Raw genomic sequence first — 25208 nt, forward strand, 5'->3', positions numbered from 1 at the left:
GACGGCGCCCTCACCCGCGTCAAACGGGTGAGCCCGGGAAGGCGACGGTCAGGCCTCGCCGAGGTCGGTGCAGTGTGCGATCGTCGCATCGTCGGCCGCCACTGCGTGGCGCGCCTCCGCCTGACGGACACGATGGATGATTTCGGCGGGTCCGCTCGTCGCCAGGACGGTCATGACCTCTGGCCAGTCGGCGAGCTGGAACCGGTCCACGATGCGGCTGGCTCCATTGCTGAGCAGGGCGGCGCCGGCTAGTTCGGAGATCGGGCAGCTTCCGGTGATCGCCTCGTCTGCCGCCCGCGGGTCGTCCTTGGCCACCCAGAAGCCGTCCGTCCGGTTCCGGTTGGCGCGCAAGTCTCGCAGGAGCCGCTGGTATTCGTCGCCACCCGCGGCGGCGGCCTCGATCGCGGGCTGGTACGACCGGCTGATGATCACCTCCCGCGGATCGGAGACGACGAGCGGCGCATCATCTGCTCTGTCCAGGACGAGAACCGAGTCACCGAGCACCAGGTACTCGATGAGGCCGTCGGACAGGCGCAGGATGGCGACCGTCGCCGACGGACTGATGGGGTTGGCGACGTCGCAGGTGTCCCGGTGATCGTCCGTCACCCGCTCGATGGCCTCGGCGAGCAACTCCGAAAGACTGCGGTCCCGCACGAGTGACAACAGGCTCAGGAGGCTGCCTCCCAGGTGGCTGGCATACCAGGCCACCCCATGCCGGCAGATCGATTCACTGCCGGGGATGCCGGCGCCGTCGATCAGCACAGCTGCCGTCGGCACGGCGCCGGTGAAGTCCTCGTTAACGCGGCCGGCCCGTCCCGCGGCCACGCTCGTCATCGCCACCCGCATGCTCTGCCGCCGCCCTCCCGCCGATCAAGGCGTCGACCATGCAACCGCCTGCCCACTTTGGAAGCACACATCTGCCGCCGCGCGGAGGCGTCGGGCCCACAGTCCGGCCCTTGATCAGTATCCGGATTCGCCGCGAGCCGCGCGATCCAGGATGAGCAACTCGTCACCATACGTGAGCCGCATGGCGGGGGCGACAACCAGGCGGAGATCGGCGTCCGCGGTGGCGCCGAAACAACCTCGGCCCGCAGACCCGCAGCCGCCAGAGTGTGGTCGCTTCTCTCGTGAACACCGATCAGGTCGTTGACCTGAACTGCCCCGGAGTACGGCCATCCCCTGCCGGGCCCCGATACGCCTGCGCGATGTCCATCCAGCGATCGGCCTCCGCGCCCGCCGCCGCCAGGTCGAGATCGTCCCGATGCCGCCGCCGCGTCACCAGCAGGCAGAAGTCCGCCGCCGACCCCGTGATCCTGTTCGGCGAATCCTCGGGCCCGAACGTCCACAACGCCCCGGACGGCCCGGTCAGCTCGAACCGGAACTCCGTCTCCGGCGGGGTCAGCCCCCGGGCCAGATACCCGAACGTCCAGGTCCGGATGGAGAAGGCAACGATGAGCTGGATCCTGTCTGTGCGTTCCGGCTTGATGCCCAGTGCGTCGGCGATGTCCTGGCCGTGGCCGAACAGCTCCATCATGCCCGCCATGCCGAGCACGGCCGGGGGCAGCGGATTGACCAGCCACGGCACCATCTGGTCCGGCGGAGCGGCGGCCAGCGCTTTGATGGCGCCGTCCCGCTCGGCCCGCCACCGGGTCAGCAGCACGTCCGGCGGCTCGGCGAGGAAGCCCGCCATCGCGTGCCGGACATTGGCGTCGAAGTCCGGCGAGAGCTTCGACGCCAGCGCGGCGAACGCCTCAGCGTTGGACGCGGCCAGGCCCGCCATCCGGAACGTCGCCGACAGGTGCGCGATCTGGTGCGCGATCGTCCAGCCCGGCGAGGGCGTCTCCAGCGCCCACTTCGCGGCGGGCAGGTCGGCCACCATGCGGTCCACGTCGTCGCCGTCCGCCGTGAGCGCGGCGATCACAAGATTCAGGTCGGTCATGTCGGTGCCCTCTCGCCCGGATGTCGCAAGACCCGTCCGTTTCATCGTCACGAGAGACGTCCACCCGCCGCACCTTTTGCCGTGCTGTGACATGGCCGATCCTTCGGATCGGCGGGCTCGGCCGCCTTCAGCTTGTGCCTTCCCTCGTCTCTCCGGCCGCTTCGCGACCTGCGTTCCTCAGCCCAGACACAGGCGCGGCCAAGCCGGAACATACGACTTACGGTGCGGAGATTGCCCTGGGAAACGCTCAGGCGCGGGCGAGCTATTCGGGCAGCCAGGTCGCGCGGTCGCTCACACCCACGCTGACCGGCAGCTGGACCACCGCGCGCGGGTGGGCGAGGTCAGCAATCTGGAAGACGAACAGCGCCCCCCGCCGGGCGACCGGGTCGTGGCCGAAGACCAGGAGCCACTCCCCCACCGGCACCGGGCGCCCGGCCTGCCAGCCCGCGCCCAGGTTGACCTGGCGGGGCCCGAGCGCGAGGATCGGCAGGCCGGCGGGCAGCCAGAACGGTTCCCTGGTTCCGCAGCGCGGGAGCAGGCCCACCCGGGTTCCCCGCCCGGGCTGCGCCACATACGGCAGCCGGGTCTTCAGCAGGGCCGCCGCCCGGTGGTAGGCCACCGGGGGATGGACCATCACCAGGTATCGCTCGGTGAGCGCCACCGCGCTGATGAACGGCGCCGGGTCCGCCAGCGCGAACGGCACCGTGCGCACCACCGTGCCGTCGGGCTCGGCGGTGAGATGCTCGGCGCAGCCCAGATCCGGGTACGTGACGACGGTGTGCCAACAGCCCGTCCGCGCGTCCCGTGCCGGGCGGGCCACGGTGATGTCCGGCCCGCCGGAGGGGCACATCCAGAGCGCGGGGGCGAGGGCGGGAATCGGCCCGAACGGCGGCCTGCCGCACAGGGGCGCCGGCGCGCGGTACCAGCGTGCGACTCCGTCGCGGAGCCGTACGCCCGAGTGCACGAGCGGCCCCGCGAGCGGGTGGGCGGCGCGCGGGTTGGGCAGCGCCTGGACCAGCGAGCCGGTCAGCCCGGCGGGCAGGCAGCCCTCGATCATCAGCCGATCCTCGGCCAGAAGTGCGACGTCGTGTGCGGTCATGACCGACGCCCTCCCGAAAACATAACAGTGTTGTGGTTAATAAATATCGCTGTTATGCAACAATGTCAAGGTGAGCCCTCGACGATCGGACCCCGCCACCAAGCCCGCCCTCGTGGACATCGCGGCCCGACTGCTCGCCGAGAACGGCCCGCAGGCGCTCTCCACCCGCCGCATCGCCGCCGAGGCCGACAGCTCCACGATGACCGTCTACACCCACTTCGGCGGCATGAGCGGGCTCGTCCGCGAGATGGTCAGGGAGGGCTTCGCCCGGCTGCAGGAACGCCTCACCAGCGTGCGGGCGACCGAGGATCCCGTGGCCGACATGGCACTGCTCGGCCGCGCCTACCGCTTCAACGCCCTGGCCAACCCGCACCTCTACGCGGTGATGTTCGGCGGCTCCTCGCTGGCCGGGTTCTCGCTGTCGGAGGAGGACCGCCAGCACGGCCGTTACACCCTGGGCAACGTGGCCGAATGCGCCGAGCGCTGCCTGGCGAGCGGCCGGTTCCGGCCGGGGGACGCGATCCTGGTGGCGCACCAGATGTGGATGGCCGTCCACGGCCTGGTCACGCTGGAGCTGGGCGGCTACCTCATCCCGCCGTATGACGCGGACGCTTGCGTGGAGGCGCAGCTGGTCGGACTGATGGTGAGCGCGGGCGACGCCTGGGAGCTGGCCACCGAATCGGTGGCACGGTCACGGGAGCGGATCGACGAGATCCAGATGTATTAACCCCGTTTTCCGCATGTGGCCCTTCGTCACAGGTCAGCCGCTATGGCCGATCGGGAACCAGCTGTAATCAGAGCTGATCGAGCGCGGTGACGTGCGGAAACAGGATTAACCAGAGACCCGTCCCATAGACAGCCGCAGCTGTCCAGATCACGACTACAGCGGCACGTTGCCGTGTTTGCGCTGGACGGGGTCCGCGCGTTTGCCGCGCAGCATCTCCAGGCCGCGGGCGATGGCCGCGCGGGTCTGCTCCGGGTCGATGACGTCGTCGATGAGGCCGCGCTCGGCCGCGTAGTAAGGATGCATGAGCTGCCCGGTGTATTCGTGGACCAGCTCGGCGCGCAGGCCCTCCTGGTCGGCGGCGGTGGCCAGCTCCTTGCGGAACAGCACGTTCACCGCGCCCTCCGCGCCCATCACGGCGATCTCGTTGGTCGGCCAGGCCAGCGCCAGATCGCAGCCGATGGAACGCGAGTCCATCACGATGTACGCCCCGCCGTAGGCCTTGCGCAGAATCACCGATATCCGGGGAACGGTGGCCTCGCAGTAGGCGTACAGCAGTTTGGCGCCGTGCCGGATCACGCCCGCCTGCTCCTGGTCGGTGCCGGGCAGGAATCCTGGCACGTCCACCAGGGTCACCAGCGGGATGCCGAAGGCATCACAGAACCGTACGAAACGGGCCGCCTTCTGGGCGGCCTGCACGTCCAGCACGCCGGCCAGGGACAGCGGCTGGTTGCCGACCACGCCGACGGTGTGGCCGTCGATCCGGGCCAGCAGGCAGACCACGTTCGGCGCCCAGTCCTCGTGGAGTTCGATGAATTCGCCGTCGTCGACCAGTTCGGCGACGACGGCGCGCATGTCGTAGGGCTTGTTCGGCTCGACCGGGACGATCCCGGCCAGGGCGGGGCGCAGCTCGGTGGTCGCGCCGCGCGCCGGGCCGCCAGGGGGCGGCTCCAGGTTGTTGCCGGGCAGCAGCGAGACCAGGTAGCGGACGTCGGCGAAGCAGCTGTCCTCGTCGTCGTGGACGAAGGTGGCCACGCCGGTCCCGGCGTGCACGCCCGCGCCGCCGAGCTGCTCGTGCGTGACCCGCTGCCCGCTCACCGCGGCGACCACGTCGGGCCCGGTCAGATACATCTTGGCGATGTCGCGGACCATGAACGTGAAGTCCGACAGCGCGGGCGAGTAGGCCGCGCCCCCGGCGCACGGCCCGAGGATGACGCTGATCTGCGGGATCACCCCGGACGCCCGCACATGGCGGTGGAAGATGCCGCCGTAGCCGTGCAGGGCCAGCACGCCCTCCTGGATCCGCGCGCCGCCGCTGTCGTTGAGCGCGATCAGCGGCGCGCCGGTGGCGATGGCCAGATCCATCACCTTGTGGATCTTGGAGGCGTGCGCCTCGCCCAGCGAGCCGCCGAAGACGGTGAAGTCCTGGGCGTAGACGAAGACCCGGCGGCCGGCGATGGTGCCGGATCCGGCGATCACGCCGTCGGTGTGCGGCCGGTTCTCGCCGATCTTCAGGCCGTGCGCCTGGGTGCGGCGGTAGCGGTCGAGCTCGTCGAAGGAGCCCTCGTCCAGCAGCGCGGCGAGCCGCTCGCGCGCGGTGCGCTTGCCGAGGGCGCGCTGCCGCGCCGCCGCCGCGGCGTCGCCCGTCGCGATCCGGTCCCGCAAGTTGCCGTGCTCACGCCGCAGGCCTGCCATGGTGCGCGGGTCCGGCGGTGGCGGATCCACGAAGACGTCCGGGACGGGCACGTCGACCACGGACCGGCCGTTGACCCTCCGCACCGAACTGCCCACGGCACGCACTCCCCTTCCTGGGGGTTCCGGGAGCGGTCTGAGGTCCTCCCGCGAGACCGTCATCGGACCGCCACCAGGTCGGTCCCCGCCTGGCGGGCGGTGATCCGCCCGGTGTCGCGCAGCCAGCGCACGGTGTCGCGCATGGTCTCGGCCAGCGGTCTGGCCCGGACGCCGAGCGTGGAGGCCTGCTCCTCGACGGGGGCGGCGACGGCGCAGGTGTAGACGGCGCCGTACTGGGCGGGGATGTGCCAGGGCCACCAGCGCTGGGCCAGGTCGGCGAAGCGGGCGGCCGGGAGCATCGCCCGGGCGGGCAGGAACGCGGTGCGCAGCGGGCGGCCGGTGACCTCGCGGAGCGCGCCGAGGAACTCCCGCGTCGCCACATACCGCCCAGGTCCGAAATGTCGCCCGGTGAGGTCGGGGGCGGTGAGGGCGCGGACGTGCAGTTCGGCGGTGTCGCGGACGTCTCCTAGGGGGAATCCGCCGGTCGGCCACATCGGCATCAGGCCCCGCAGCACATCCCGGATCCGGGCGTTCTGGTCACCGAGCCGGGGATCGTCGGGCCCGGCCAGCGCGGGCGGGTAGGTGATCACCACGGGCACGCCGTCCAGCTGGTGGCCGCGCGCCACCTCCTCCGCGCCCGCCTTGCTGGCCAGGTACGTCTCCCGTGGCCGCCCGACCGGCGTGGCCGGGCCGATCACGCCCAGCGGCGCGGGGAACAGCGCCCCCACGGTGGACACGTGCACGATCCTGCCGACGCCCGCCCGCCGGGCCTCGCCCAGCACCACCTCGGCGCCGCGCGTGTTCACCCGGCGCATCTCCGCGTGCCGCCTGCTGTCGAAGGAATAGACGGCGGCCGCGTGCAGCACCGCGTCCACGCCGCGCACCGCCCGGCGCACGGCGGCCTCGTCGGTGATGTCCCCGGCCACCACATCCATGGCCTCGTGCTCCACCCCGGACGGATCCCGGGCGAGCAGCCGGACCCGGTGACCCGCCCGGATGAGGGCCGCGACCGAATGGGAGCCGACGAATCCCGTGCCGCCGGTCACGCACACCAGCATCTGTAACCCCCCTCGTCGGCCACCAGCGTCCCCCGGGGGTGATCCAGGTGTCTTCTCTCAACGTGCGCTAACGCAGCATTTTGGAAGAAGAAACGCGCTCGCCTGCGCGAAACGATGAGGGCACACTCCAGAGAGTCGGAGGGCATCGATGGCAACCCATGCCGCGGCGGGCTCGTTCCCGGTGCAGAACGGCGCGCTCAACACGCGCTACCACAAGCTCGGTCTCAACATCTTCCTGTTCATCGTCATCGCCCACTGGGCCGAGCACGTCGCCCAGGCGATCCAGGTCTACGCGCTCGGCTGGCCGCTGCCGGAGGCACGCGGCGTCCTGGGCGTGCCCTTCCCGTGGCTGGTCAAGTCCGAGTGGATGCACTACGGGTACGCGCTGTTCATGCTGATCGGCCTGATCATCCTGCGCAAGGGCTTCACCGGCCGGGCCAGGACGTGGTGGAACATCTCGCTCGGCATCCAGGTCTGGCACCACCTGGAGCACCTGATCCTGCTGCTGCAGGCGCTGTTCGCGGCCAACCTGTTCGGCCGCGCGGCCCCGACCAGCATCCTGCAGCTGATCGTGCCCCGGGTGGAGCTGCACCTGTTCTACAACGCGGTGGTCTTCGCCCCGATGGTGGTGGCGATGATCCTGCACCGCCGCCCGAACCGGGTCGAGCGGGCCCAGATGAACTGCACCTGCGCCGTTCCCGTCCCCGGATGAGCCGGCGGCGGGGTCTGCCGTTCTCCTCGGTGGTGACGGCGCTCGCCGGGTTCGTCCTGCTCTGGTTCACGGTCCCCGGCATCGGCCCCGCGGTTCGCGCCGCGCGGGCCGACGGGGTCTCCGGCGTCTTCACCGCCACCGAGCTGGTCTGCGTGCAGCATCCCGGGCACGAGAGCTGCACCTGGACGGGCGCGTTCTCCGCCCCGTCCGGCGCGGTCCGCGACCGCGTCTCTTTGTACGGCAGCGACCGGGAGACCATGCTCGCCGGGCAGACCACACCGGCGGTGGACATCGGCAGGACGTACTGGGTCTACGGGCCCGGCGGGTCGAACGAGTGGGTGTTCACGGGGCTGCTGCTCCTGTTGGGGGCGGGGCTGCTGGCGTTCTCGGCGTACGCGGCCCGGGTGGTGGTGCGGCCTCGCGCGCGGACATGAACAGGGCCAGCACGACGCCGGCGCCGATGAGCGCGGCGACCAGGCCGAGCGCCGGTTTGGCGGCGTCCAGCGCGCCGATCGTGAAGGCGCCCAGCGCGCCGCCGAGCTGGCGGGCGGTGTTCAGCGTGCCCGAGGCCACCCCGGCCAGGTGCGGCGGGATCGCGCGCAGGCCCTCGATGGTGGCGGGCGCGAAGGCCAGGCCCATGCCGATGCCGATGACGGCGAGCGGGATCGGGTACGTGCTCTGGACGGCCAGGGCGAGGACGCCGAGCGCGTAGAGGGTGAGCCCGGCCGCCAACGGGATGCGCCCGCCGACGCGGTCGGCCAGTTTGCCCGACAACGGTGCCAGGGCGGTCAGCGCGAGTGTCATGGGGAGGGCGGTCACGCCGGACATCAGCGGGGTCATTCCCAGGACGGTCTGGGTGTCGATGACGTAGACCAGGAGCAGGCCGTACAGGGAGAAGGACGTGATCGTGGTGATCGCGACGGCCAGCGTGAAGTCGCGGTGGCGGAACAGGCCGGGGACTGCCGTGACACGCTGCGGGCGCGGCGGGCGCAGGTCCGGGATGAGGCGCAGGGCCAGGGGCAGCGCGGCGAGGCCGACCGGCAGGTTGATGAGGAAGACCGACTGCCAGCCGTACCGGGTGACGAGCAGGCCGCCGAAGGTCGGGCCGCCGACCGAGGCGACCCCGGCCACGGCGGTGAAGATGCCGAGGGCGAGACCGCGCCGGTCGGCCGGGAAGATCGCCGAGATGAGCGCGAGGGCCTGCGGGACGAGCGCCGCCGCGCCGACGCCCTGCACGACCCTGGCCGCGATGAGCAGGCCCGGGTCGGCCGAGAGCGCGCACAGCAGGGACGCGCCGGTGAAGACGGCCAGGCCCGCCGCGAACACGTTGCGCGGACCCAGGAGATCGCCGACCCGGCCGAAGACGATCAGGAGGGAGGCGAAGGCGAGCAGGTAGCCGTTGAGGATCCAGACGATCTGCCCGACGCCCGCGCCGAGCGAGGTCATGATCGAGGGGGCGGCCGTGTTCACGATCGTGGTGTCGACCAGGATCAGGAAGTTGGTCACGCACAACACCGCTAGAGCGCGCCAGGGGTTCATATCCCTCCAAAGCCGCCGCCTACAACCCGCCCACGAACCGCCAAACCGCCCAGGCAACCCAATACCGCCCAGGCCGCTCAAGACCACCCATGAACGCCGAACCGCCCAGGCCGCTCAAGACCGCCTAGGAACCGCCTGAGCGAGCGCGGGCCGCCACCATGCTCGCCCAGGCGGTGATTTCGAGGAGCGCGCGGTCGTCCGCCTTGACGTCGCCCACCGCTGTCCCGGCCTGGTAGGAGGCCATCGCGGTGAGCAGCGCCAGGCGGCCGGTGGGCCGGTGCGCGGGGGCGAGCGTGGCCACCGCGTCCTCGCACCACGCCCGGCTCAGGCCCGGCGGGGTCCCGTCCCATTTCGTCACTTCGGCGGTGACGAGGTCTCGGACCGGCTCGGGCACCGACCGTTCCCCGGCCTGGGAGACGGCCGCGGTCGCCCGGGCGACCGCGCCCGCCACGTACTGGTTGCCCTCCGCCCAGCGCAGGTCCGCCGGCAGCGGCGCGTCCGGCAGCAGCCCGAGCGAGTCGCCCGGCGGCCGCGGCCGGCGCGCCGACGAACCCATCATCGAGCCGAGGACGCGCAGGGCGCCGCCGCGCATAGCCCCGGGCACGGCGGGTGGGAGCGGGGATTCGCCGAGGAACACGTTGACCATGCGATTGAGGTAGTGGAACGTCAGCCGGGTCCCGGTGACCTCGGGGCCTGGGTCCGGCGCGGCCGGAGCGGGCCCGCCCAGGCCGCGCAGGGTCGCGCCGTGCACGTCCACGCAGTAGGGGCAGGCGTTGGCGCGGGACACCTCGGTGGCCACGAGCTCTTTGGCCGCGCGCGGCACGAGCCCCTGGGCGAGCAGGGACTCGCGCAGCAGCATCCACACTCCGGCCATCACGTCGGGCGCGGCCGAATGCAGCGCGACCGGCGGGGCCAGCATCCCGAAGTCGCGTTCCACCTGGGCGTACACGTCCGCCACCAGCCCCCTCGCCGCCCCTGGCGGAACCGGCGTGACATGCCGGACCTGGGCGAGGGACCTCCGCAACGCCTTCTTGACGACCACCGGACTACACGTTCTGCGTCTGGGCGCCGACGCGTTCCGCCATCTCCGGGCTCATGAGGGCCTCCACCGGGTCGATGAGCCCGGCCACCCGCAGGAACCCGGCCGTGATGGTCCCGTCGTGTTCGGCCGCCGCGCGCAGCCGGTCCATGTACTCGTTGGCCATCCGGACCTGCTCGTTCCGCTCGCCCTCCACACCCGGGTAGCTGAGGTCGCCGCCGACCGAGACGCCCCAGGGCGCCTCGATGACCTTGGCCACGTCGGTGAAGAACGCCTTGGCGTCCGGCAGGGCGCCGCCCTTCAAGTGCTCGCGCAGGGTGAGGCCCTCCAGGGCGGCGACCGTCATGCCCTGGCCGTACACCGGGTTGAAGCTGCACACGCCGTCGCCCACCACCAGCAGCCCCAGCGGGAAGCGGGCGAGCCGCTCGTAGTGCTTCCACACGCTGGCCGGGTAGCGGAACGCCACCCGCTCGTCCAGCAGCGTCGCGTCGTGCACGGCGTCGTAGATGTCCGGCACCGGCAGCGACTTGACGAAGGCCAGGTGGCCTTCCTGGTCGGTCGGGGCCTGGTCGCCCAGCATGCCGGTGAGCGAGAGCAGGTAGCGGTCGTTCAGGCGGGAGAAGAACGCGCCGCGCGGGTTGTCCGGGGTGGCCACGCACAGGATCGCCATGTCCTCTCCGAGCACGTTCTCCCGCAGCCGGAAATGGCAGGTGGTGTAGGACAGGCCGATCTTGACCCGGTCCTCCTCGGGGCGCGGGTAGCCCAGCTCGGCCAGCCAGGCGGGGGTGCGCGAGCCGCGCCCGGTGGCGTCCACCACCAGATCGGCGGCGATCTCCTCGCCCTCGATCGTCACCCCGGTGACGCGGCTGCGGTCCGCGGTGACGGTGAGCGCGAGGATCGCCCGGTTCTCCAGGAACGTGACATTGGGCAGCGCCTGCACCCGGGCCCGCACCGCGCTCTCCAGCTCCGGCCGGGTGGCCGAGATCACCTTCAGCCCGGTCGCGTACGGCTGCAGCCGGCGGCCGTTGAAATACCAGCGCAGGTTGACGCCCATGTCGCCCATCGGGATGCCGGCGTCGGCCAGCTCCCCGGTCAAGCCGGGGAACATGCCCTCCAGCACCTCCTGGCCCTTGGCCAGCAGGCCGTGCGCGTGCGCCCCCTGCGGAACGCCCCGGCGCGGCTCGTCCACCCCGGCCAGCTGGTCACGGTCCACCAGCAGGACTTGCTCGAATTGCTCCGACAGCACCTTGGCGGCCACCAGGCCGGCCATCCCGCCGCCCAGCACCACCGCGCGGTTCCGCATGTCCGCTCCTCTAGATGTAGAAGGTATTGGGCGGCATCCCGCACAGGATGCGGCCGTAGAGCTCCCGATTGGTGTCCGGATGCATGAGCGCGTGCAGGTTGACCGCCTGCATGTCGCGCTGGATCCGCTGCATCGGCACGTCGCTGTAGATGGACGAGCCGCCGCTCGCCGTGGTGAGCAGGTCCACCGCCCGCTTGGCCAGGTCGCAGACCGCGCCCATGTCGGCGCGGGCGCGGGCCCGCTCCTCGGGCGACCACTCCGTGCCGGACTTCTCGTCCACCTGCCCGGCCAGGCGCAGGGCGTGGAACTCGGCCTCGTCGATCAGCAGCCGCGCCTCGGCCACCTGGAAGTGGGTGAGCGGGGCGTCCTTCTGGCTGGCGTAGGCGGTGTAGGTGATGTGCCGCTCGGGCAACCGCCGGAAGAACGCGTCCCAGGCGCCCTTGGCCATGCCGACCACGGTGCCGACCGAGGAGGCCGAGGCCACCGGGAGCAGCGGGTTGCGGTAGATGGCGCTGTCGGCGTTGAGCTTGGAGCCGTACTGCTCGTGCAGGATGGCGCCCATCGAGAGGATGCGCTCCTCGGGGATGAACACGTCCTGGGCGATCGTGGTGATGCTGCCGGTGCCGCGCAGGCCCGAGGTGAACCAGTCGTCCACGATCTGCAGGTCGGACAGCGGGACCAGGGCCATGATGGGCTCGTGGCCGCCGTCGGCGGTGGGCGTGACCGCGACGATCACCTGCCACTGGCTGTGGCGGGCGCCGCTCATGAAGCCCCACTTGCCGTTCAGGACGGCGCCGCCGTTCTGCCGTACGGCCATGCCGGTCGGGCTGAGCGTGCCGCACAGGCGGGTGTCCGGGGAGTCGAAGACCTCGTCCTGGACCTCGTCGGGGAACATGGCGGCCATCCACGACGTGATCCACCAGACCGACGCGGTCCACGAGGTGGAGCCGTCGCCCCGGCCGAGCTCGGTGGCCACCCGGACCATCGTGCGGGCGTCGCTCTCGTAGCCGCCGTAGCGGGCGGGGACGCGCATCCGGAAGACGCCGGAGTCGCGGAGCGCGTCGAGCGAGTCGGGCGTCAGCAGCCGGCCGTCCTCGGTGGCGAGCGCGTTCGCCTGGAGCAGGGGAACCAGCTCCGCCGCGCGCCGTACGAGCTCGTCCTGGGCTGGCGCTTGGGCGTGTTTCACCCGGGCCTCCTAAATGGGTGCGAATAACGATGCGTCGGCGTTTTCCGGGGTGCCGGGAAAACGCGTCCCGCGCTAATTGCGCGGCCTTGGAATTCGCGCCGGAATTCTCCGCCGCGAGCCCGCCGGGCCGGGGCGTCCCCGGGCCGGCTGATGAAACGTTCAGGCGCGCAGGGACCGGCCGAAGGCGCGGACGTCGCTCACGTACAGGTCGGGCTCCTCCATCGCGCCGAAGTGGCCGCCGCGCGGGAGCTCGCTCCAGTGGGTGATGGTGGGGACGATCCGGTCCGCCCAGGCCCTGATCGGGGCGGTGGCGTCACCGGCGAAGACGGCCACGCCGACCGGCATGGTGACCGGCCACGGGCCGCCGAACCCGGCGGCCACGTTCTGGGCGGTCCGGTCGGTGCTCTCGTAGTAGAGCGAGCTGGAGGAGATGGCGGTGCGGGTGAACCAGTAGAGGGAGACGTTGGTGAGCATCTGGTCCCGGTCCACGGCGTCCTCGGGGGCCTTCTCCGCGTCGGTCCAGTCCATGAATCTTTCAGCGATCCAGGCGAGCTGGCCGACCGGCGAGTCGGTCAGCGCGTACCCGAGGGTGTTCGGGCGGGTCGCCTGGAGCTTGAAGTAGGCCGACAGCTCCTGGTCGAAGTTGAGCAGCCGGCCGAGCCCGGCCAGCTCCGTGGGCGTGAGCGCGGCCATGTCGGCCGGGTCGCCGGAGGGGAAGGTGACCAGCATGTTCACGTGCACGCCGATGACGTTCTCCGGGGCGACCTGGGCCAGCTGGAAGGAGATCATCATGCCCCAGTCGCTGCCCTGCGCGACGTAGTGCTGGTAGCCGAGGCGGCGCATCAGCTCGGCCCAGGCGCGGGCGACCCGCCAGGAGTCCCAGCCGGTCTCGGGGATCGCGCCCGACAGGCCGAAGCCCGGGATCGACGGGATCACCACGTGGAACGCCTCGGACGGGTCGCCGCCGTGCGCGCGCGGGTCGGTGAGCGGGCCGATCACGTCCATGAACTCGGCGATCGAGCCCGGCCAGCCGTGCGTGATGATCAGCGGGATGGCGTCGGGCTCGGGCGAGCGCACGTGCGCGAAGTGCACGTTGGCGCCGTCGATCTCGGTGACGAACTGGGGGTGCTCGTTCAGCGCCGCCTCGGCGGCGCGCCAGTCGAAGCCGGTCCGCCAGTACTCGGCCAGTTCCTTGAGGTAGGCGAGCGGGACGCCGCGGCTCCACCCCTCGCCGGGCGGCTCGGCGGGCCATCGGGTCCTGGCCAGCCGGTCGTGCAGGTCGTCCAGATCGGCCTGCGGGATTTCAATGCGAAAAGGACGCATTTCCTGCCACCTTCCAGAATAGGCCATGACATTTCGGGCATCGCCTATTCATCGTCGGCTGGACAGGGCCGCGACGCATCTTTTGAATTGCCGTCCGGGGGGCTCAGCCGGTCGCCGCGTACTCCATCGGCAGGCCAAAAGAGCCGAACAGCTCGGGAGAGAAGAAAACGGACACCCGGTGGACGTAACCCTTCCGCAGGCTCATCACGTGCATGGCGTAGGCGCGGTGCACCCGCGCGTCCTGGCGGAGGTAGAAGGCGAACGCGGGCTGCCCGTTGGCCCGGGTGGGCACCATGACCGTGTCGCCGGGGCCGGCCGGGCACTGGGAGGCGATCAGCCGCCCGATCGCCTCGCGCCCGCTGAACCAGGCCGCGAACGGCGGCATCTCCCAGACCGCGTCCTCCTCGAGCAGCCGCATCAGCGCGCCCACGTCGGCCGTCTCCATCGCGGCGGCCCACCGGTCCAGCAGCTCCCGCTGGTCCCTCCTGGCCGGCTCGGCGTAGTCGTCGTCGGCCGAGACCTCGCCCAGCTGGGCCCTGGCCCGCTGCAGCATGCTGTTGACCGCGGCCGTGGTGGTGTTCAGCAGTTCCGCCACCTCGCCCGCCCGCCACTCGAAGACGTCGCGCAGCAGCAGCACCGCGCGCTGCCGGGGCGGCAGGTGCTGGAGCGCGGCGGCCATCGCCAGCCGCACCGTCTGGCGGGAGTTGACGATCGCGGCCGGGTCCTCGCTCTCAGGACGCAGCAGCGCGTCCGGCAGCGGCTGGAGCCAGGGGATCTCCGGCTGGGCCGGAGGCAGCCGCTCCGGGTCCTCGCAGGGCCCGCCGAGCCCCGTGGGCATCGGCCGCCGGTTGCGCTGCTCCACGGCGGTCAGGCAGGCGTTGGTGGCGATCCGGTACAGCCAGGTACGGATCGACGAGCGCCCTTCGAACTGCTCGTAGGACCGCCACGCCCGCAGATACGTCTCCTGGACCAGGTCCTCGGCCTCGTCGGCGGAGCCGAGGATGCCGTAACAGTGCGCCAGCAGCTCGCGCCGGAAGGGATCGGCCAGGCGGGTGAAGTCACCCTCACGATCTGCCATCTGACACTCCTTGCTCCGGCGGCACAGACTGTCAGATCCCACCGTAATCATCCGGCCCGCGGTTGTCCCTACCTGATCTTCGAGTGGGGCCGATGAGTTTTGGTCGGGTGTCTGGTCTGTACTTGTGAAGTCGGAGATCTGGAGGTGGCATGCGCGTCCTGTCCCAACCGCGTGAGCTGCTCGCGGCCCGGTGGCTCATCGCCCGGCAGGTGCCGCGCGGCGGCGTCGGTCTGGTGGCGCTGCTGGCTCTGGTCAATCTGGTGCTCGGCGCGCTGCCCGTGGTGTTCGTGGTGGCCACCAGCGTGGTGCTGGGCCGGGTGCCGGCGGCCGTACGGGATGGGCTGGACTCGGCCGCGTGGGACTCGCTGGTCGCCGTGTTCGTGGTGGCCGCGGCGGCGTTCGTGGGGCAGCAGGTCGTCGCGCCGCTGCAGTCCACGCTGGGCGAGCTGCTGGCCCGCCGGATCGACGGGCAGATCTACGACGAGCTGATGGGCGCCGCGCTGCGCAGCGAGGGCATCGCGCCGCTGGAGGACCAGGAGTCGGTGGACGCGCTGCGGACCGCCGCCCGCGAGCTGGAGTTCGGGGTGCAGAGCCCCGGGCAGGCCTGCGCCGGGCTGCTCGCGCTGCTGGCCCGCTACACCCAGCTGACCGGCTACGCGGTCGCGGTCGGCGTCATGTTCTCCTGGCTGGCCGCCGCGGGCCTCGCCGTCGCCGTCCTGCTGTTCCGGTACGGCCAGCGCGGCGGCCTCCGCAAGTACGTCAAGGTCCGCTTCGCCCTGGGCCCGGCGGAACGTAAGGGAGACTACTTCCGCGACCTGGCCATCCAGCCCGCGGCGGGCAAGGAGATCCGCGTCTTCGGCCTGGCCGGCTGGCTGCGGGACCGCCTGCGGGAGTCCTACCTGGCCTGGCTGAAACCCATGTGGGCGGAACGCCGCCGCGTCTACCTGTGGCCGTTCGTCGGGTTCGCGCTGTGGACGCTCGCCGTGATGGCGGCCGTGTTCGGCGCGGCGGGAGCGGCGGGAACCCTCACCCTGACCCAGTTCATCCTGGTGATGCAGGCCTGCCTGGGCGCGCTCCGGCTGTCGGAGTACTACCCGGAGGCCGACCTCCAGACGGCGGTCGGCATGGAGGCGTACGAGCGGGTCCTGCGCTTCACCCGCAGGATCGAGACGCCGCCGGCACCGGCGTCGAAAACGTGGCCGCCGTCCCGCATCCCGGATCCGGTCTGGACGATTCAGTTCGACGACGTCACCTTCCGCTATCCGGGCCAGAGCCGCCCCATTTTCGAGAACCTCAACCTGACCTTCCCGATCGGCCGCTGCACCGCGATCGTCGGCCTCAACGGCGCGGGCAAGACCACCCTGGTCAAACTCCTGGCCCGCCTGTACGAGCCGACCTCAGGCACCATCCGCGCCGACGGCGTGGACATCGCCAGCTACCCGATCGAGGTGTGGCGCGCCAAACTGGGCGTGATCTTCCAGGACTACGCCAAGTACGAGGCCCCCGCCGCCGACAACATCGCCTTCGGCGCGGTGGCCGCCATGGACGACCGTTCCGGCATCCGGGCGGCGGCCGAGGCGGTCGGCCTCACCGAGACCCTGGACGCGCTCCCCCTCGGCCTGGACACCCCGCTGGCCCGCCACCTGACCGGCGGCACCGACCTGTCCGGCGGCCAGTGGCAGCGGGTCGCGCTGGCCCGGGCGCTGTTCGCGCTGCGCCACGGCTCCCCCATCGTGGTCCTGGACGAACCCACGGCCAGCCTCGACGTGCGCGCCGAAGCCCAGTTCTTCGACACCTTCGCCGACCTCACCCAGGGCGCGACCACGCTGCTCATCTCGCACCGCTTCTCCACCGTCCGTCAGGCCGACCTGATCGTCGTCCTGGAACACGGCCGGATCGTCGAGCAGGGCACCCACGAGCACCTGCTGGCGCGCGAGGGCCGCTACGCCACCCTGTTCCGGCTGCAGGCCGACCGGTTCACCGGGAGCGAGGTCCCGGCATGAGAGACCTGCGGATCGGCGCGGTGCGGATGATCACGACGGCCTGGCGGATGGACCGCCGCAAGACGGTCGTCTCGGTGATCCTGATGGTGTCCGGCGCGGTGGCCGCCCCCGCCCTCGCCGCCGCCCTGGCCTGGATGACCAGCGCGGTCATCGCGGGCGACACCGCCGCCGCGGCCTGGGCCGGGGTGAGCGTGGCCGCTCTCGCCGTCGCCGCCCTCACCTTCGGGCACTTCGCCCATCTGGCCTACTTCGAGCTCTCCGAGCTGGCCGAGCTCGACTTCGCCGAGCAGCTCATCACGCTCTCCAACGGCTCGGCGGGGATCGAGCACCACGAGCGGCCCGAGCACGCCGACACCCTCACCGTGCTGCAGCGGGAGGCCCGCCAGTTCCGGGTCGGCCTGGAGGCCCTGCTCAACAGCGCCGGCCTGCTGCTGGCCGTCGCGCTCACCGCCGTGCTGCTGGCCAAGGTCAACCCGTGGCTGCTGCTGCTCCCGCTGGCCGCCTTCCCGCCGCTGCTGGCGGGCCGGATCGCCGAGCGGATCAGCGACCGGGCCAGGACCGGCACCGCCGAACCCACCCGGGTCGCGCTCAACCTGTTCCACCTGACCACCTCGGCCAGGCTCGCGGGCGAGCTGCGGGTGTTCCGGCTGGGTGGCGAGCTGCGCGGGCGGCACCGCGCGCTGTGGGCGACCGCCACGCGCGGCCTGGTCCGCGCGCAGCTGGCCGCGACCTGGGTGCGCGCGGCCGGGCAGATCATCTTCGCGCTGGCGTACGTCGGCGCGGTCCTCCTGGTGGTCCGGGACGCGATCACCGGGCGGCGGGGCGTCGGCGACGTGGTGCTCGTCATCGCGCTCGCCGCGCAGGTGAACCAGCAGGTCACCACCGCCGTCACGCTGCTGCAGGACCTGCAGCGCATGGCCGCCGCGTACCGCAGGCTGGCCGGGCTCACCGAGGTCGTCACCGCGACCGGACCGAGCCGGCCCGATCAGTCGCCGCCCGACCGGCTGCGCGACGGGATCACCCTGCGGGACGTGTCGTTCACCTACCCCGGCACCGGGACCCCGGTGCTGGGTGAGGTGAACCTTAAGCTCCCCGCAGGGAGCACGGTCGCCATCGTCGGCGAGAACGGCGCGGGCAAGACCACCCTGGTCAAGCTGCTGTGCGGGTTCTACCAGCCGACCCGCGGCCAGGTCCTGGCCGACGGCGTCGACCTGAGCCGGGTCCCGATGCCCGCCTGGCGGGAACGGGTCGCGGCCGGATTCCAGGACTTCATCCGGTACGAGTTCCCCGCCGGGGAGACCGTCGGCGTGGGCGACCTGCCCCGGGCCGGCGACGAGGCCGCGATCCTGGCGGCGCTCTCCCGCGCCCAGGCCGATGACGTGCTGGAGCAGCTGGACGACGGGCTGCGCACGCAGCTGGGCAAGACCTACGCCGACGGCGCAGAACTGTCCGGCGGCCAGTGGCAGAAGCTCGCGCTCGGCCGGGCGCTGATGCGGTCCGCGCCGTTGCTGCTGGTGCTCGACGAACCCACCTCGGCGCTGGACCCGCAGGCCGAGCACGCCCTGTTCGAGCAGTACGCCGAGCAGGCCAGGCGGGTCAGCGCGGCCACCGGCGCGATCACCCTGTTCGTGTCGCACCGTTTCTCCACCGTCCGGATGGCCGACCTGATCATCGTCGTGCGGGACGGGCGGGTCGTCGAATCCGGGTCCCATGCCGACCTGGCCGCCTCCGGCGGTCTTTACTCCGAACTGTTCGCCCTGCAAGCGAGGGCGTACAGCTGAAGCCCTATAAGCCATGCCTGGAAATCCCCGAACGGCGAGAGTCCAGACCCACAGCGGCGGGTCTGGACTCTCGTCGTTTCGTTCTTACAGGTAGGCGCTGTCCGGCTCGAGGCCGCAGAGCACCCGGCCGTACAGCTCCATGTTGGTGTTCGGGTGGTTCAGCGCGTGCAGGTTGATCGCTTCCATGTCCCGGACGATCCGCTGGATCGGGACCGTCTCGAAGATCGAGGAACCGCCGCTCGCCGTGTTGTAGATGCCGATGGCGTCGTGGGCCAGCTGGCAGACCCGGCCCATCGCGACCCGGGCCAGCGCCCGCTCGGTCACCGACCAGGTCTCGCCGCCGGCGCACTTGGCGTCGACCAGGTCGGCCAGCCGGTAGGCGTGGAACTCGGCCTCGTCGATCTTCATCGCGGCCTCGGCCACTTGGTGGTGGGTAAGCGGAGCCTCCCGCTGGTCGCCATAGCCGGAGTAGGTGATGCCCCGGCCGGGCAGCCGCTCGAAGAACGCCTCCCTGGCGTTCATCATCAGCCCGGCCACCTTGCCGATCGTGGACGCGGACGCGGCCGGGATCATCGGGCACCGGTAGATCGGCCGGTCCTTGTTGAGCTTGGACGCGTACTGCTGCGCCATCAGCGGCGCGATGGCGATCACCCGGTCCTGCGGGATGAACAGGTTGTCGGCCACCATCGACACGCTGCCGGTGGCGCGCAGCCCGGCCACGTGCCAGTCGTCCACGACCTGGATGTCCTTGATCGGCACCAGTGCCATGATCGGCTCGCCGCCGCCGTCCGGGGTGGTCAGCACCGCGGACAACATCTTCCACTGGCTGTGCGCGGCGCCGCTGTTGAACCCCCACCGGCCGTTGACCAGGATGCCGCCGTCCACGGCGGTGGCCATCCCGGTCGGGGCGAGGGTGCCGCAGACCAGGACGTCGGGGTCGCTGCCCCAGACCTCGTCCTGGACCGGGTCGGGGAACAGGCCGACGATCCAGGAGGTGATCCACCAGAGCGCGACGGTGAACCCGACCGCGCCGTCGCCCCGGCCGAGCTGGATGCCGACGTCGACCAGGCTGCGGGTGTCGGACTCGAAGCCGCCGTAGCGGACCGGGACCCGCATCTTCAGGATGCCGGTCTCGATCAGCGCGCTGACCACGTCGTCGTCCATCCGCCGCAGGTGCTCGGCGCCGGGGGCGCGGTCCCTGATCAGCGGGACCAGGTCGGTGGCCCGGCGGAGCATCTCCGCGCGCTGGGGTATCTCCGTTGTGTGCACCTTGAACTCCCTAGACGATGGACTCTCTAGACGGTAGCGGGCACGCGGCTGAGGCGGACCGGCAGCGAGCGGTGGCCGTTCATGATGAACGTGGGCAGCGGCTGGAGCTCGTCCGGCCGGACCGCCAGGGTCAGGTCGGGGAACCGCTCGAACAGGCGGGTCAGGCCGATGGTGGCCAGCAGCCGGGCCAGCGAGGCGCCCAGGCAGTAGTGCACGCCGTACCCGAACGAGAGGTGTTCCTTGTTCTCCCTGGTCAGGTCGAAGACCTCGGCGGTGTCGCCGTGGATCGCCGGGTCCCGGCCGGCCCCGCTGTAGTTGATCAGGATCGGGTCGCCCTTGGGGATGGTGACGCCGCCCTCCAGTTCGATGTCCTCCACCGCGTACCGCAGCGGCAGGTGGCCGAGCGGGGACTCCACCCGCAGGACCTCGTCGATCAGGTCGGCCCAGGTGACCTTGCCGGAGTCCAGCAGCTCCTTCTGCTCGGGGTGGGTGAGCAGGAGGGTGACCGCGTTGTCCATGAAGTTGATCGTGGTCTCCGAGCCCGCGCCCAGGATGGCGAAGATGGTGTCGGCCAGCTCGCCGTCGTTGAGGCGGGAGCCGTCCTCCTCCTGGGCGGCGATCAGGTCGCTGGTCATGTCCTCGCCGGGCGTCGCCCGCTTGGACGCGATCAGGTCCTCCATCGCCATCCGCCAGCCCATCAGCGTGGCCTGCGCCTCCTCCGGCGTGACGGTGGTGTTCACCATCATGTCGATGACCTCGTTGGCCTTGCGGCGGGCCTCCTCCGGCAGGCCGATCAGGTCCGCCACCAGCCGGGCCGGCAGCGGGTAGGCGAACCGTTCCCGCAGGTCCACGACCTCGCCGGGGGCGGCGGCGGCCAGCCCGTCGAGCAGCTCGCCGACCAGCTCCTCGATCCTCGGCCGGATGGCCTCGGACCGGCGCGGGGTGAACGCCCTGGAGACCAGCTTGCGCAGGCGCTGGTGGTTCTTGCCGTACGCGGTGACCATGTTGTCCATCGCCACCCAGCTGATCAGCTCCCAGTCCTGGGGGACCTGCCCGGTGTAGAACGCCGGCCAGTGGTTGCGGGCGCTCTTGGTCACCCGCGGGTCGGCCAGCAGCTTCTTGGCCACGGCGTAGCTGTTGACGTCCCACACCACCACGCCGCCGGGCAGCTCGACCTGGGTCGCCGGGCCCTGCGCCCGCAGCCGCGCGGCCTCCCCGTGGAAGTCACGGCCGGTCGGGTCGAGGGCGACGGGGCACTTGTTCTCCTGCATCGTGATCTCCAGGACTCTGCTCAGGCCGCGGTGGGGGTGTTCTGGTAGGCGGCGATCAGCCAGCCCTCGTCTTTCCTGGTCAGCACCCAGGTCGCCCGGATCTCCCGCTCGGGGGTGACCTTCTCGTCGCCCGGGTGCAGCACGCCGCCCTGGGTGACGATCACGGCGACGTCGTCGCTGAGGTAGCGCAGGCTGAGCGGGTCGCCGTGCACCCGGGTCCCCTTGAACGGGCCGGCGTAGGCGGCGGTCATGAAGTCGCGGATCTCCGCGCGGCTCTTCAGGTAGACGCCGGGGAGTATCAGGCTGGCGTCCTCGGTGCAGGCGGCCGCGAAGGCGTCGCCGTCGTTCTTGGCCCACGCGGCGACGATCTTGCCGGGGGCCTGTTCCGCGCCACGGGATGGGGCAGTGGTCATTGTCGTGCCTTTCGGTGGGGTTGTCTCTTTTGACGTTGCCATCCGTGACCGGGGGTCGCATCTCTGTGAGTGCTGGCCCCCGGTCTTTTGCTCAGTCCCGGACGAGTAGCGGAAGTACCGCGTTGCGCGCCGAGGTGGAGCCGTCCGGAGCGGGGGCGCCGTAACTCACCTTCACGCCGCGGGCCCGGGCCGCCGCCACGATGCCGGGCATGGCCCGCTCGGCCAGGGCGGCGATGGTGAGCGCGGGGTTGACGGTCAGCGCGCCGGGCACCGCCGATCCGTCGGTGACGAAGATTCCCGGATGGCCGCGCAGCTCGTGGCGGTCGTCCAGGGCCGAGGTGGCCGGGTCGTCGCCGATCCGGCAGGACGCCAGCGGATGCACGGTGTACGCGCCGACCACGTCGTTGGTCCACGGCATCACCCGGGACAGGCCGTCCCGCTCCATGATGTCCTTCACGTCGGCGTCCGCCAGCGCCCAGCCCCGCAGGGTGTTCGGGGTCGGGTCGTACCGGATCGGGCCGCGCCCGAGCATCTGCTGGGAAATCCGCATCGCGTTCCCGGTGGCGGGAGGCGGGCCGAAGACGCCCTCGTTGTCGTCTTCGGTCATCGCGAAGATGGTCAGCCAGGACTGCCAGCGCCGGACGATCTCCTTCTTCTCGGCCCCGAACCAGCTCGGCCCGGTCGCGTCCGGGACCTGCGCCAGGATGGTGCCGAACCCGGGCGGGAAGTAGAGCTGCTCCAGCGAGTACCGGGTGTACTCGGGCCGCGCGCCGTCAAGACGGTCCCAGCTGGCCACGCACGGGCCCTTCCCGACCTGGGACGCCGCGTACGGCACGCCGTCCGCCTTGGCCAGGCCGAGCAGGTCGCGCACCCGATCCTCGTCGAGTATCGCGGTGTTCAGCCGCTCCCCGTTGCCGGAGAAGTACCGCCCGACCGCGTGCGGCATCTTCCCGAGGTCCGGCTCGGACCGCTGCAGGATCACCGGCGTGGCCCCGGCCCCGGCCGCCAGCACGACGATCTTGGCGTCGATGCTGCCGCTCCCGGCGGTGATCCGGTAGTCGGAGTCGTCGATGATGTTGTAGTGCACCCGGTAGCCGCCGTCGGCGTTGCGGGTCAGCTTCTGCACCTCGTGCATCGGCCGGATCTGGGCGCCGTGCGCGAGCGCGGCGGGCAGGTAGTTGAAGAGCAGCGACCGTTTGGCGTCGAACCTGCAGCCCGCCATCATCCAGTTGCAGTTGGTGCACTTGCTCGCGTCGATGGCCACCGGCACCGGGTTGGCGGTGCGCCCGGCGTGCGCGCAGGCCGCGGCGAACAGGCCGCCGGAGTAGGTGACGTCGTTCCAGTCCTGGCGGGTGACCGGGAGGGATTCGGTGACGCGGTCGTACCAGGGGTCGAGGGTGTCCCTGGTCACCGAGGCCGGCCACATCCGGCGGCCGATCGAGCCCTGCCGGTCGAAGACGAACCGGGGAGCGCGCGGCATCGCGGCGAAGTAGACCACGCTGCCGCCGCCGACGCAGTTGCCGCCGAGCAGGCTCATGCCGTCGCCGACCACGAAGTCGAAGATCCGGGTGTAGGAGGAGCCGAGCTTGAAGTCGTGGTCGAAGTCCTCGCCCTCCAGCCAGGGCCCGCGTTCCAGGACCAGGACGCTCGCCCCGCCCGCCGCCAGGTGGTAGGCGGCGATCGCGCCGCCGAACCCGCTCCCGACGATGAGCACGTCGACGCGTTCCGTTCCGTTGCTGTTGGTCATGCGGGGCTCCCGGATGAGGTCGTGCCCGGATGGAGATGGGCCAGCTCGCGGCCGTAGGAGTAGTCCGGGAACCGCCACAGCCCGTCGGCGTCCGGCTGGGAGAAGCCCATCGCGGCCAGGCCTGGGTGACCGGCCGCCATCGCGTCGACGGTGTGCAGGTGAGCCCCGGTGTCGAAGGCCATGTTGCTGAACAGGGCGACCAGGATCCAGATCTCGCGTTCCGGGTGGGTCGGCGAGGTCAGATGCTGGATCAGCGCGGTCCGGTCGGCGAAGGACAGGCCGACCAGCGGCAGCTCCGGGTCGGGGGTCAGGCCGTGCTCGGCGGCGTAAGCCCGGGCGTGCTCGTTGATCAGGTCCGCGAACGCGCCGAGGTCGCTGCCGATGCCGGTGGCCGGGTCGGCCAGGAGTTCGAGCGCGCCGGCCGCGACCGCGCCGCCGCCTGAGGAGGCGCCGGCCACCGCGATGTCGTCCGGAAACCGCTTCTCACCGGGAACGATCGTGTCGGCGAACGCCTCTAACGTCATGTTTTGTCGGGTTTGAGGGGGTAAGTCGGATCGCATAAGGATTACTCCCGTTTGTACCGTGGAGTCGGCATGTGGACGCGCGCGATCGAACTCCCACATCGTCGTTTCAGCACCGATTGCGGTGCATCTTCCGAAATGCCGTCCTCGCCGAGCGTTCAGACCTCGGCGGCTCCCGGGGTTCCAGTGCGCGCGAGCCCGGGGTATTTTGCAAAGATCAGCCCCCCGTGGGGAGGGGCCGGGGACCCGTCCTACTCGGAACCGTCACGTGTGCCGCGTGCCGGTGGAGGTGGCCGATGATACGTGCGCCTGATTCTCCGGCAGGCGGGCTCGACGCTCCCTGCCTGGTCCAACTCGCTTCGCTCCGGCCTGCGGATTCGCCCCGGCTGGCGGGCGAGGACGCGGATCATCTGATCCGGCTCGCGGGCCTGGAGACCGCGCTCCCGCCGATCCTCGTGCACCGGCAGACGATGCGCGTGATCGACGGCATGCACCGGGTGCGGGCCGCCGCGATGCGCGGCCAGGACACCATCGAGGTGCGCTTCTTCGACGGCAGCGAGGCGGACGCGTTCGTCCGCGCCGTCCAGGAGAACGTGGCCCACGGGCTGCCGCTCTCGCTGGCCGACCGGAAGGCGGCCGCGGAGCGCATCATCGCCTCGCACCCGATGCTCTCCGATCGTGCCATCGCCGCCTGCGCCGGGCTGGCCGCCAAGACGGTCGGCGCGGTGCGCCGCCGTTCGAGTGCGGAATCGCCGCGGTCGAACGAGCGGCTCGGCGTGGACGGCAGGTTGCGCCCGCTGGACGGCGGGGCGGGCCGGCAACGGGCCTCCGAAGTGATCGCGGCCAATCCCGACGCGTCCATCCGGGAGATCGCCAGGGCCGCGGGCGTCTCCCTCGGCACCGCCCACGACGTGCGGCATCGCCTGCTCAGGGGCAACGACCCGGCCCTGACCCGGCCGGCCAGGACAGCGCCGGCGCCGGCCCGGCCGGAGCCGAAGGACTCCCCGAGCATCCTGCAGACGCTGCGGAAGGACCCGTCCCTGCGGCTGACCGACCCGGGCCGCGAGCTGCTGCGGCTGCTGCATTCCCGGTCGATCGCCGTCGGGGACTGGCAGGACCTGGTCGACGCGGTGCCCCCGCACTGCGCCGACTCGGTGGCGAGGCTGGCCCGCGACTGCGCCGAGGCGTGGGGCCAGTTCGCGACCGAGCTCCAGCGCCGGGAGAATCCCGGCTGATCGACGGCCCAGGGCCGGACGCGATACGCCCATGCCCTGGTGCGATTACGTCTCGCACCGGTTCAGGCACCCCCCGCGAATGTTCACGGCGAGGCCCCCCGGAAACTTTCATGTTCAGAATCTGAAAGGTTGACAGGACCGGGCAACCCATTGTCTCTTAACGCTGTGCGGTGATTC

Annotated in this window: 22 protein-coding genes; 6 read left to right on the top strand and 16 right to left on the bottom strand. The window is 71.4% G+C overall.

Annotated features, from left to right (window positions below; all coding sequences use genetic code 11):
- Positions 1-48: 48 nt before the first annotated feature.
- The 3 genes from Aple_RS32970 to Aple_RS32980 form a co-directional block, all read right to left on the bottom strand.
- Entirely contained in the window at positions 49-834 is a 786-nt protein-coding gene (locus tag Aple_RS32970; RefSeq protein ID WP_218038611.1) for a protein phosphatase 2C domain-containing protein, read from the bottom strand.
- 304 nt (positions 835-1138) lie between these two features.
- Positions 1139-1939, bottom strand: a complete 801-nt coding sequence (locus tag Aple_RS32975; protein ID WP_155348632.1) for a TIGR03084 family metal-binding protein — start codon at positions 1937-1939, stop codon at positions 1139-1141.
- Between the two features lie 262 nt (positions 1940-2201).
- Positions 2202-3038, bottom strand: coding sequence for a carotenoid oxygenase family protein (locus Aple_RS32980; RefSeq protein WP_155348633.1), 837 nt, complete (start codon positions 3036-3038; stop codon positions 2202-2204).
- A gap of 70 nt (positions 3039-3108) precedes the next feature.
- On the opposite strand from Aple_RS32980, the gene Aple_RS32985 reads away from it, so the two are divergent.
- The gene (locus Aple_RS32985; RefSeq protein ID WP_155348634.1) at positions 3109-3765 is read left to right on the top strand and encodes a TetR/AcrR family transcriptional regulator; all 657 of its coding nucleotides are present in this window, start codon (positions 3109-3111) and stop codon (positions 3763-3765) included.
- 153 nt (positions 3766-3918) lie between these two features.
- On the opposite strand, the gene Aple_RS32990 is transcribed toward Aple_RS32985, so the two are convergent.
- Together Aple_RS32990 and Aple_RS32995 are read right to left on the bottom strand one after the other, a co-directional pair.
- Positions 3919-5457, bottom strand: a complete 1539-nt coding sequence (locus Aple_RS32990; protein ID WP_373869666.1) for an acyl-CoA carboxylase subunit beta — start codon at positions 5455-5457, stop codon at positions 3919-3921.
- 155 nt (positions 5458-5612) lie between these two features.
- Entirely contained in the window at positions 5613-6599 is a 987-nt protein-coding gene (locus Aple_RS32995; RefSeq protein ID WP_246264946.1) for an NAD-dependent epimerase/dehydratase family protein, read from the bottom strand.
- A gap of 160 nt (positions 6600-6759) precedes the next feature.
- Here Aple_RS32995 and Aple_RS33000 point away from each other — a divergent pair, with 160 nt between their 5' ends.
- Together Aple_RS33000 and Aple_RS33005 are read left to right on the top strand one after the other, a co-directional pair.
- Complete coding sequence (locus Aple_RS33000) at positions 6760-7323, top strand: hypothetical protein (protein WP_155348637.1); 564 nt, start codon at positions 6760-6762, stop codon at positions 7321-7323.
- Positions 7320-7757: a hypothetical protein gene (locus Aple_RS33005; protein WP_155348638.1), complete on the top strand. Its 438-nt coding sequence runs from the start codon at positions 7320-7322 to the stop codon at positions 7755-7757. The genes Aple_RS33000 and Aple_RS33005 overlap by 4 nt, the downstream gene beginning before the upstream one ends.
- Here Aple_RS33005 and Aple_RS33010 read toward each other — a convergent pair.
- The 6 genes from Aple_RS33010 to Aple_RS33035 all read right to left on the bottom strand — a co-directional run bounded on the left by Aple_RS33010 (position 7666) and on the right by Aple_RS33035 (position 14791).
- Positions 7666-8829, bottom strand: a complete 1164-nt coding sequence (locus Aple_RS33010) for an MFS transporter (protein WP_170321767.1) — start codon at positions 8827-8829, stop codon at positions 7666-7668. The genes Aple_RS33005 and Aple_RS33010 overlap by 92 nt on opposite strands.
- 157 nt (positions 8830-8986) lie before the next feature.
- Positions 8987-9904 carry a carboxymuconolactone decarboxylase family protein gene (locus Aple_RS33015; RefSeq protein WP_155348640.1) on the bottom strand — a complete coding sequence of 306 codons (918 nt, stop codon included), beginning with the start codon at positions 9902-9904 and terminating at the stop codon, positions 8987-8989.
- 4 nt (positions 9905-9908) lie between these two features.
- Positions 9909-11204, bottom strand: a complete 1296-nt coding sequence (locus Aple_RS33020) for an FAD-dependent oxidoreductase (RefSeq protein ID WP_155348641.1) — start codon at positions 11202-11204, stop codon at positions 9909-9911.
- 10 nt (positions 11205-11214) lie between these two features.
- Positions 11215-12390, bottom strand: a complete 1176-nt coding sequence (locus Aple_RS33025; protein ID WP_155348642.1) for an acyl-CoA dehydrogenase family protein — start codon at positions 12388-12390, stop codon at positions 11215-11217.
- Between the two features lie 159 nt (positions 12391-12549).
- A complete protein-coding gene (locus Aple_RS33030; protein ID WP_155348643.1) occupies positions 12550-13713 on the bottom strand; it encodes an epoxide hydrolase family protein in 1164 nt (387 codons plus the stop codon).
- 103 nt (positions 13714-13816) lie between these two features.
- Positions 13817-14791 (bottom strand): sigma-70 family RNA polymerase sigma factor, encoded by a 975-nt coding sequence (locus Aple_RS33035; RefSeq protein ID WP_155348644.1) that lies wholly within the window; start codon positions 14789-14791, stop codon positions 13817-13819.
- 149 nt (positions 14792-14940) lie between these two features.
- Here Aple_RS33035 and Aple_RS33040 point away from each other — a divergent pair, with 149 nt between their 5' ends.
- A complete protein-coding gene (locus tag Aple_RS33040) occupies positions 14941-16794 on the top strand; it encodes an ABC transporter ATP-binding protein (RefSeq protein ID WP_155348645.1) in 1854 nt (617 codons plus the stop codon).
- Entirely contained in the window at positions 16791-18575 is a 1785-nt protein-coding gene (locus Aple_RS33045) for an ABC transporter ATP-binding protein (protein ID WP_155348646.1), read from the top strand. The genes Aple_RS33040 and Aple_RS33045 overlap by 4 nt, the downstream gene beginning before the upstream one ends.
- Positions 18576-18659: 84 nt before the next feature.
- Here the strand turns inward: Aple_RS33045 and Aple_RS33050 are convergent, their stop codons facing one another.
- The 5 genes from Aple_RS33050 to Aple_RS33070 all read right to left on the bottom strand — a co-directional run bounded on the left by Aple_RS33050 (position 18660) and on the right by Aple_RS33070 (position 23799).
- The gene (locus Aple_RS33050; protein ID WP_155348647.1) at positions 18660-19844 is read right to left on the bottom strand and encodes an acyl-CoA dehydrogenase family protein; all 1185 of its coding nucleotides are present in this window, start codon (positions 19842-19844) and stop codon (positions 18660-18662) included.
- A gap of 26 nt (positions 19845-19870) precedes the next feature.
- On the bottom strand, positions 19871-21115 hold the full coding sequence (locus Aple_RS33055) for a cytochrome P450 family protein (RefSeq protein WP_155348648.1): 1245 nt from the start codon (positions 21113-21115) through the stop codon (positions 19871-19873).
- 20 nt (positions 21116-21135) lie between these two features.
- Entirely contained in the window at positions 21136-21528 is a 393-nt protein-coding gene (locus tag Aple_RS33060; RefSeq protein WP_155348649.1) for an SgcJ/EcaC family oxidoreductase, read from the bottom strand.
- Positions 21529-21619: 91 nt separating this feature from the next.
- Complete coding sequence (locus tag Aple_RS33065; protein WP_155348650.1) at positions 21620-23275, bottom strand: GMC family oxidoreductase N-terminal domain-containing protein; 1656 nt, start codon at positions 23273-23275, stop codon at positions 21620-21622.
- Positions 23272-23799, bottom strand: a complete 528-nt coding sequence (locus Aple_RS33070) for a DUF5987 family protein (RefSeq protein WP_246264947.1) — start codon at positions 23797-23799, stop codon at positions 23272-23274. The genes Aple_RS33065 and Aple_RS33070 overlap by 4 nt, the downstream gene beginning before the upstream one ends.
- Positions 23800-24092: 293 nt before the next feature.
- On the opposite strand from Aple_RS33070, the gene Aple_RS33075 reads away from it, so the two are divergent.
- Positions 24093-25031: a ParB/RepB/Spo0J family partition protein gene (locus Aple_RS33075; protein ID WP_155348652.1), complete on the top strand. Its 939-nt coding sequence runs from the start codon at positions 24093-24095 to the stop codon at positions 25029-25031.
- Positions 25032-25208: the final 177 nt, after the last annotated feature.

The sequence above is a fragment of the Acrocarpospora pleiomorpha genome, assembly GCF_009687885.1.
Classification (GTDB): domain Bacteria; phylum Actinomycetota; class Actinomycetes; order Streptosporangiales; family Streptosporangiaceae; genus Acrocarpospora; species Acrocarpospora pleiomorpha.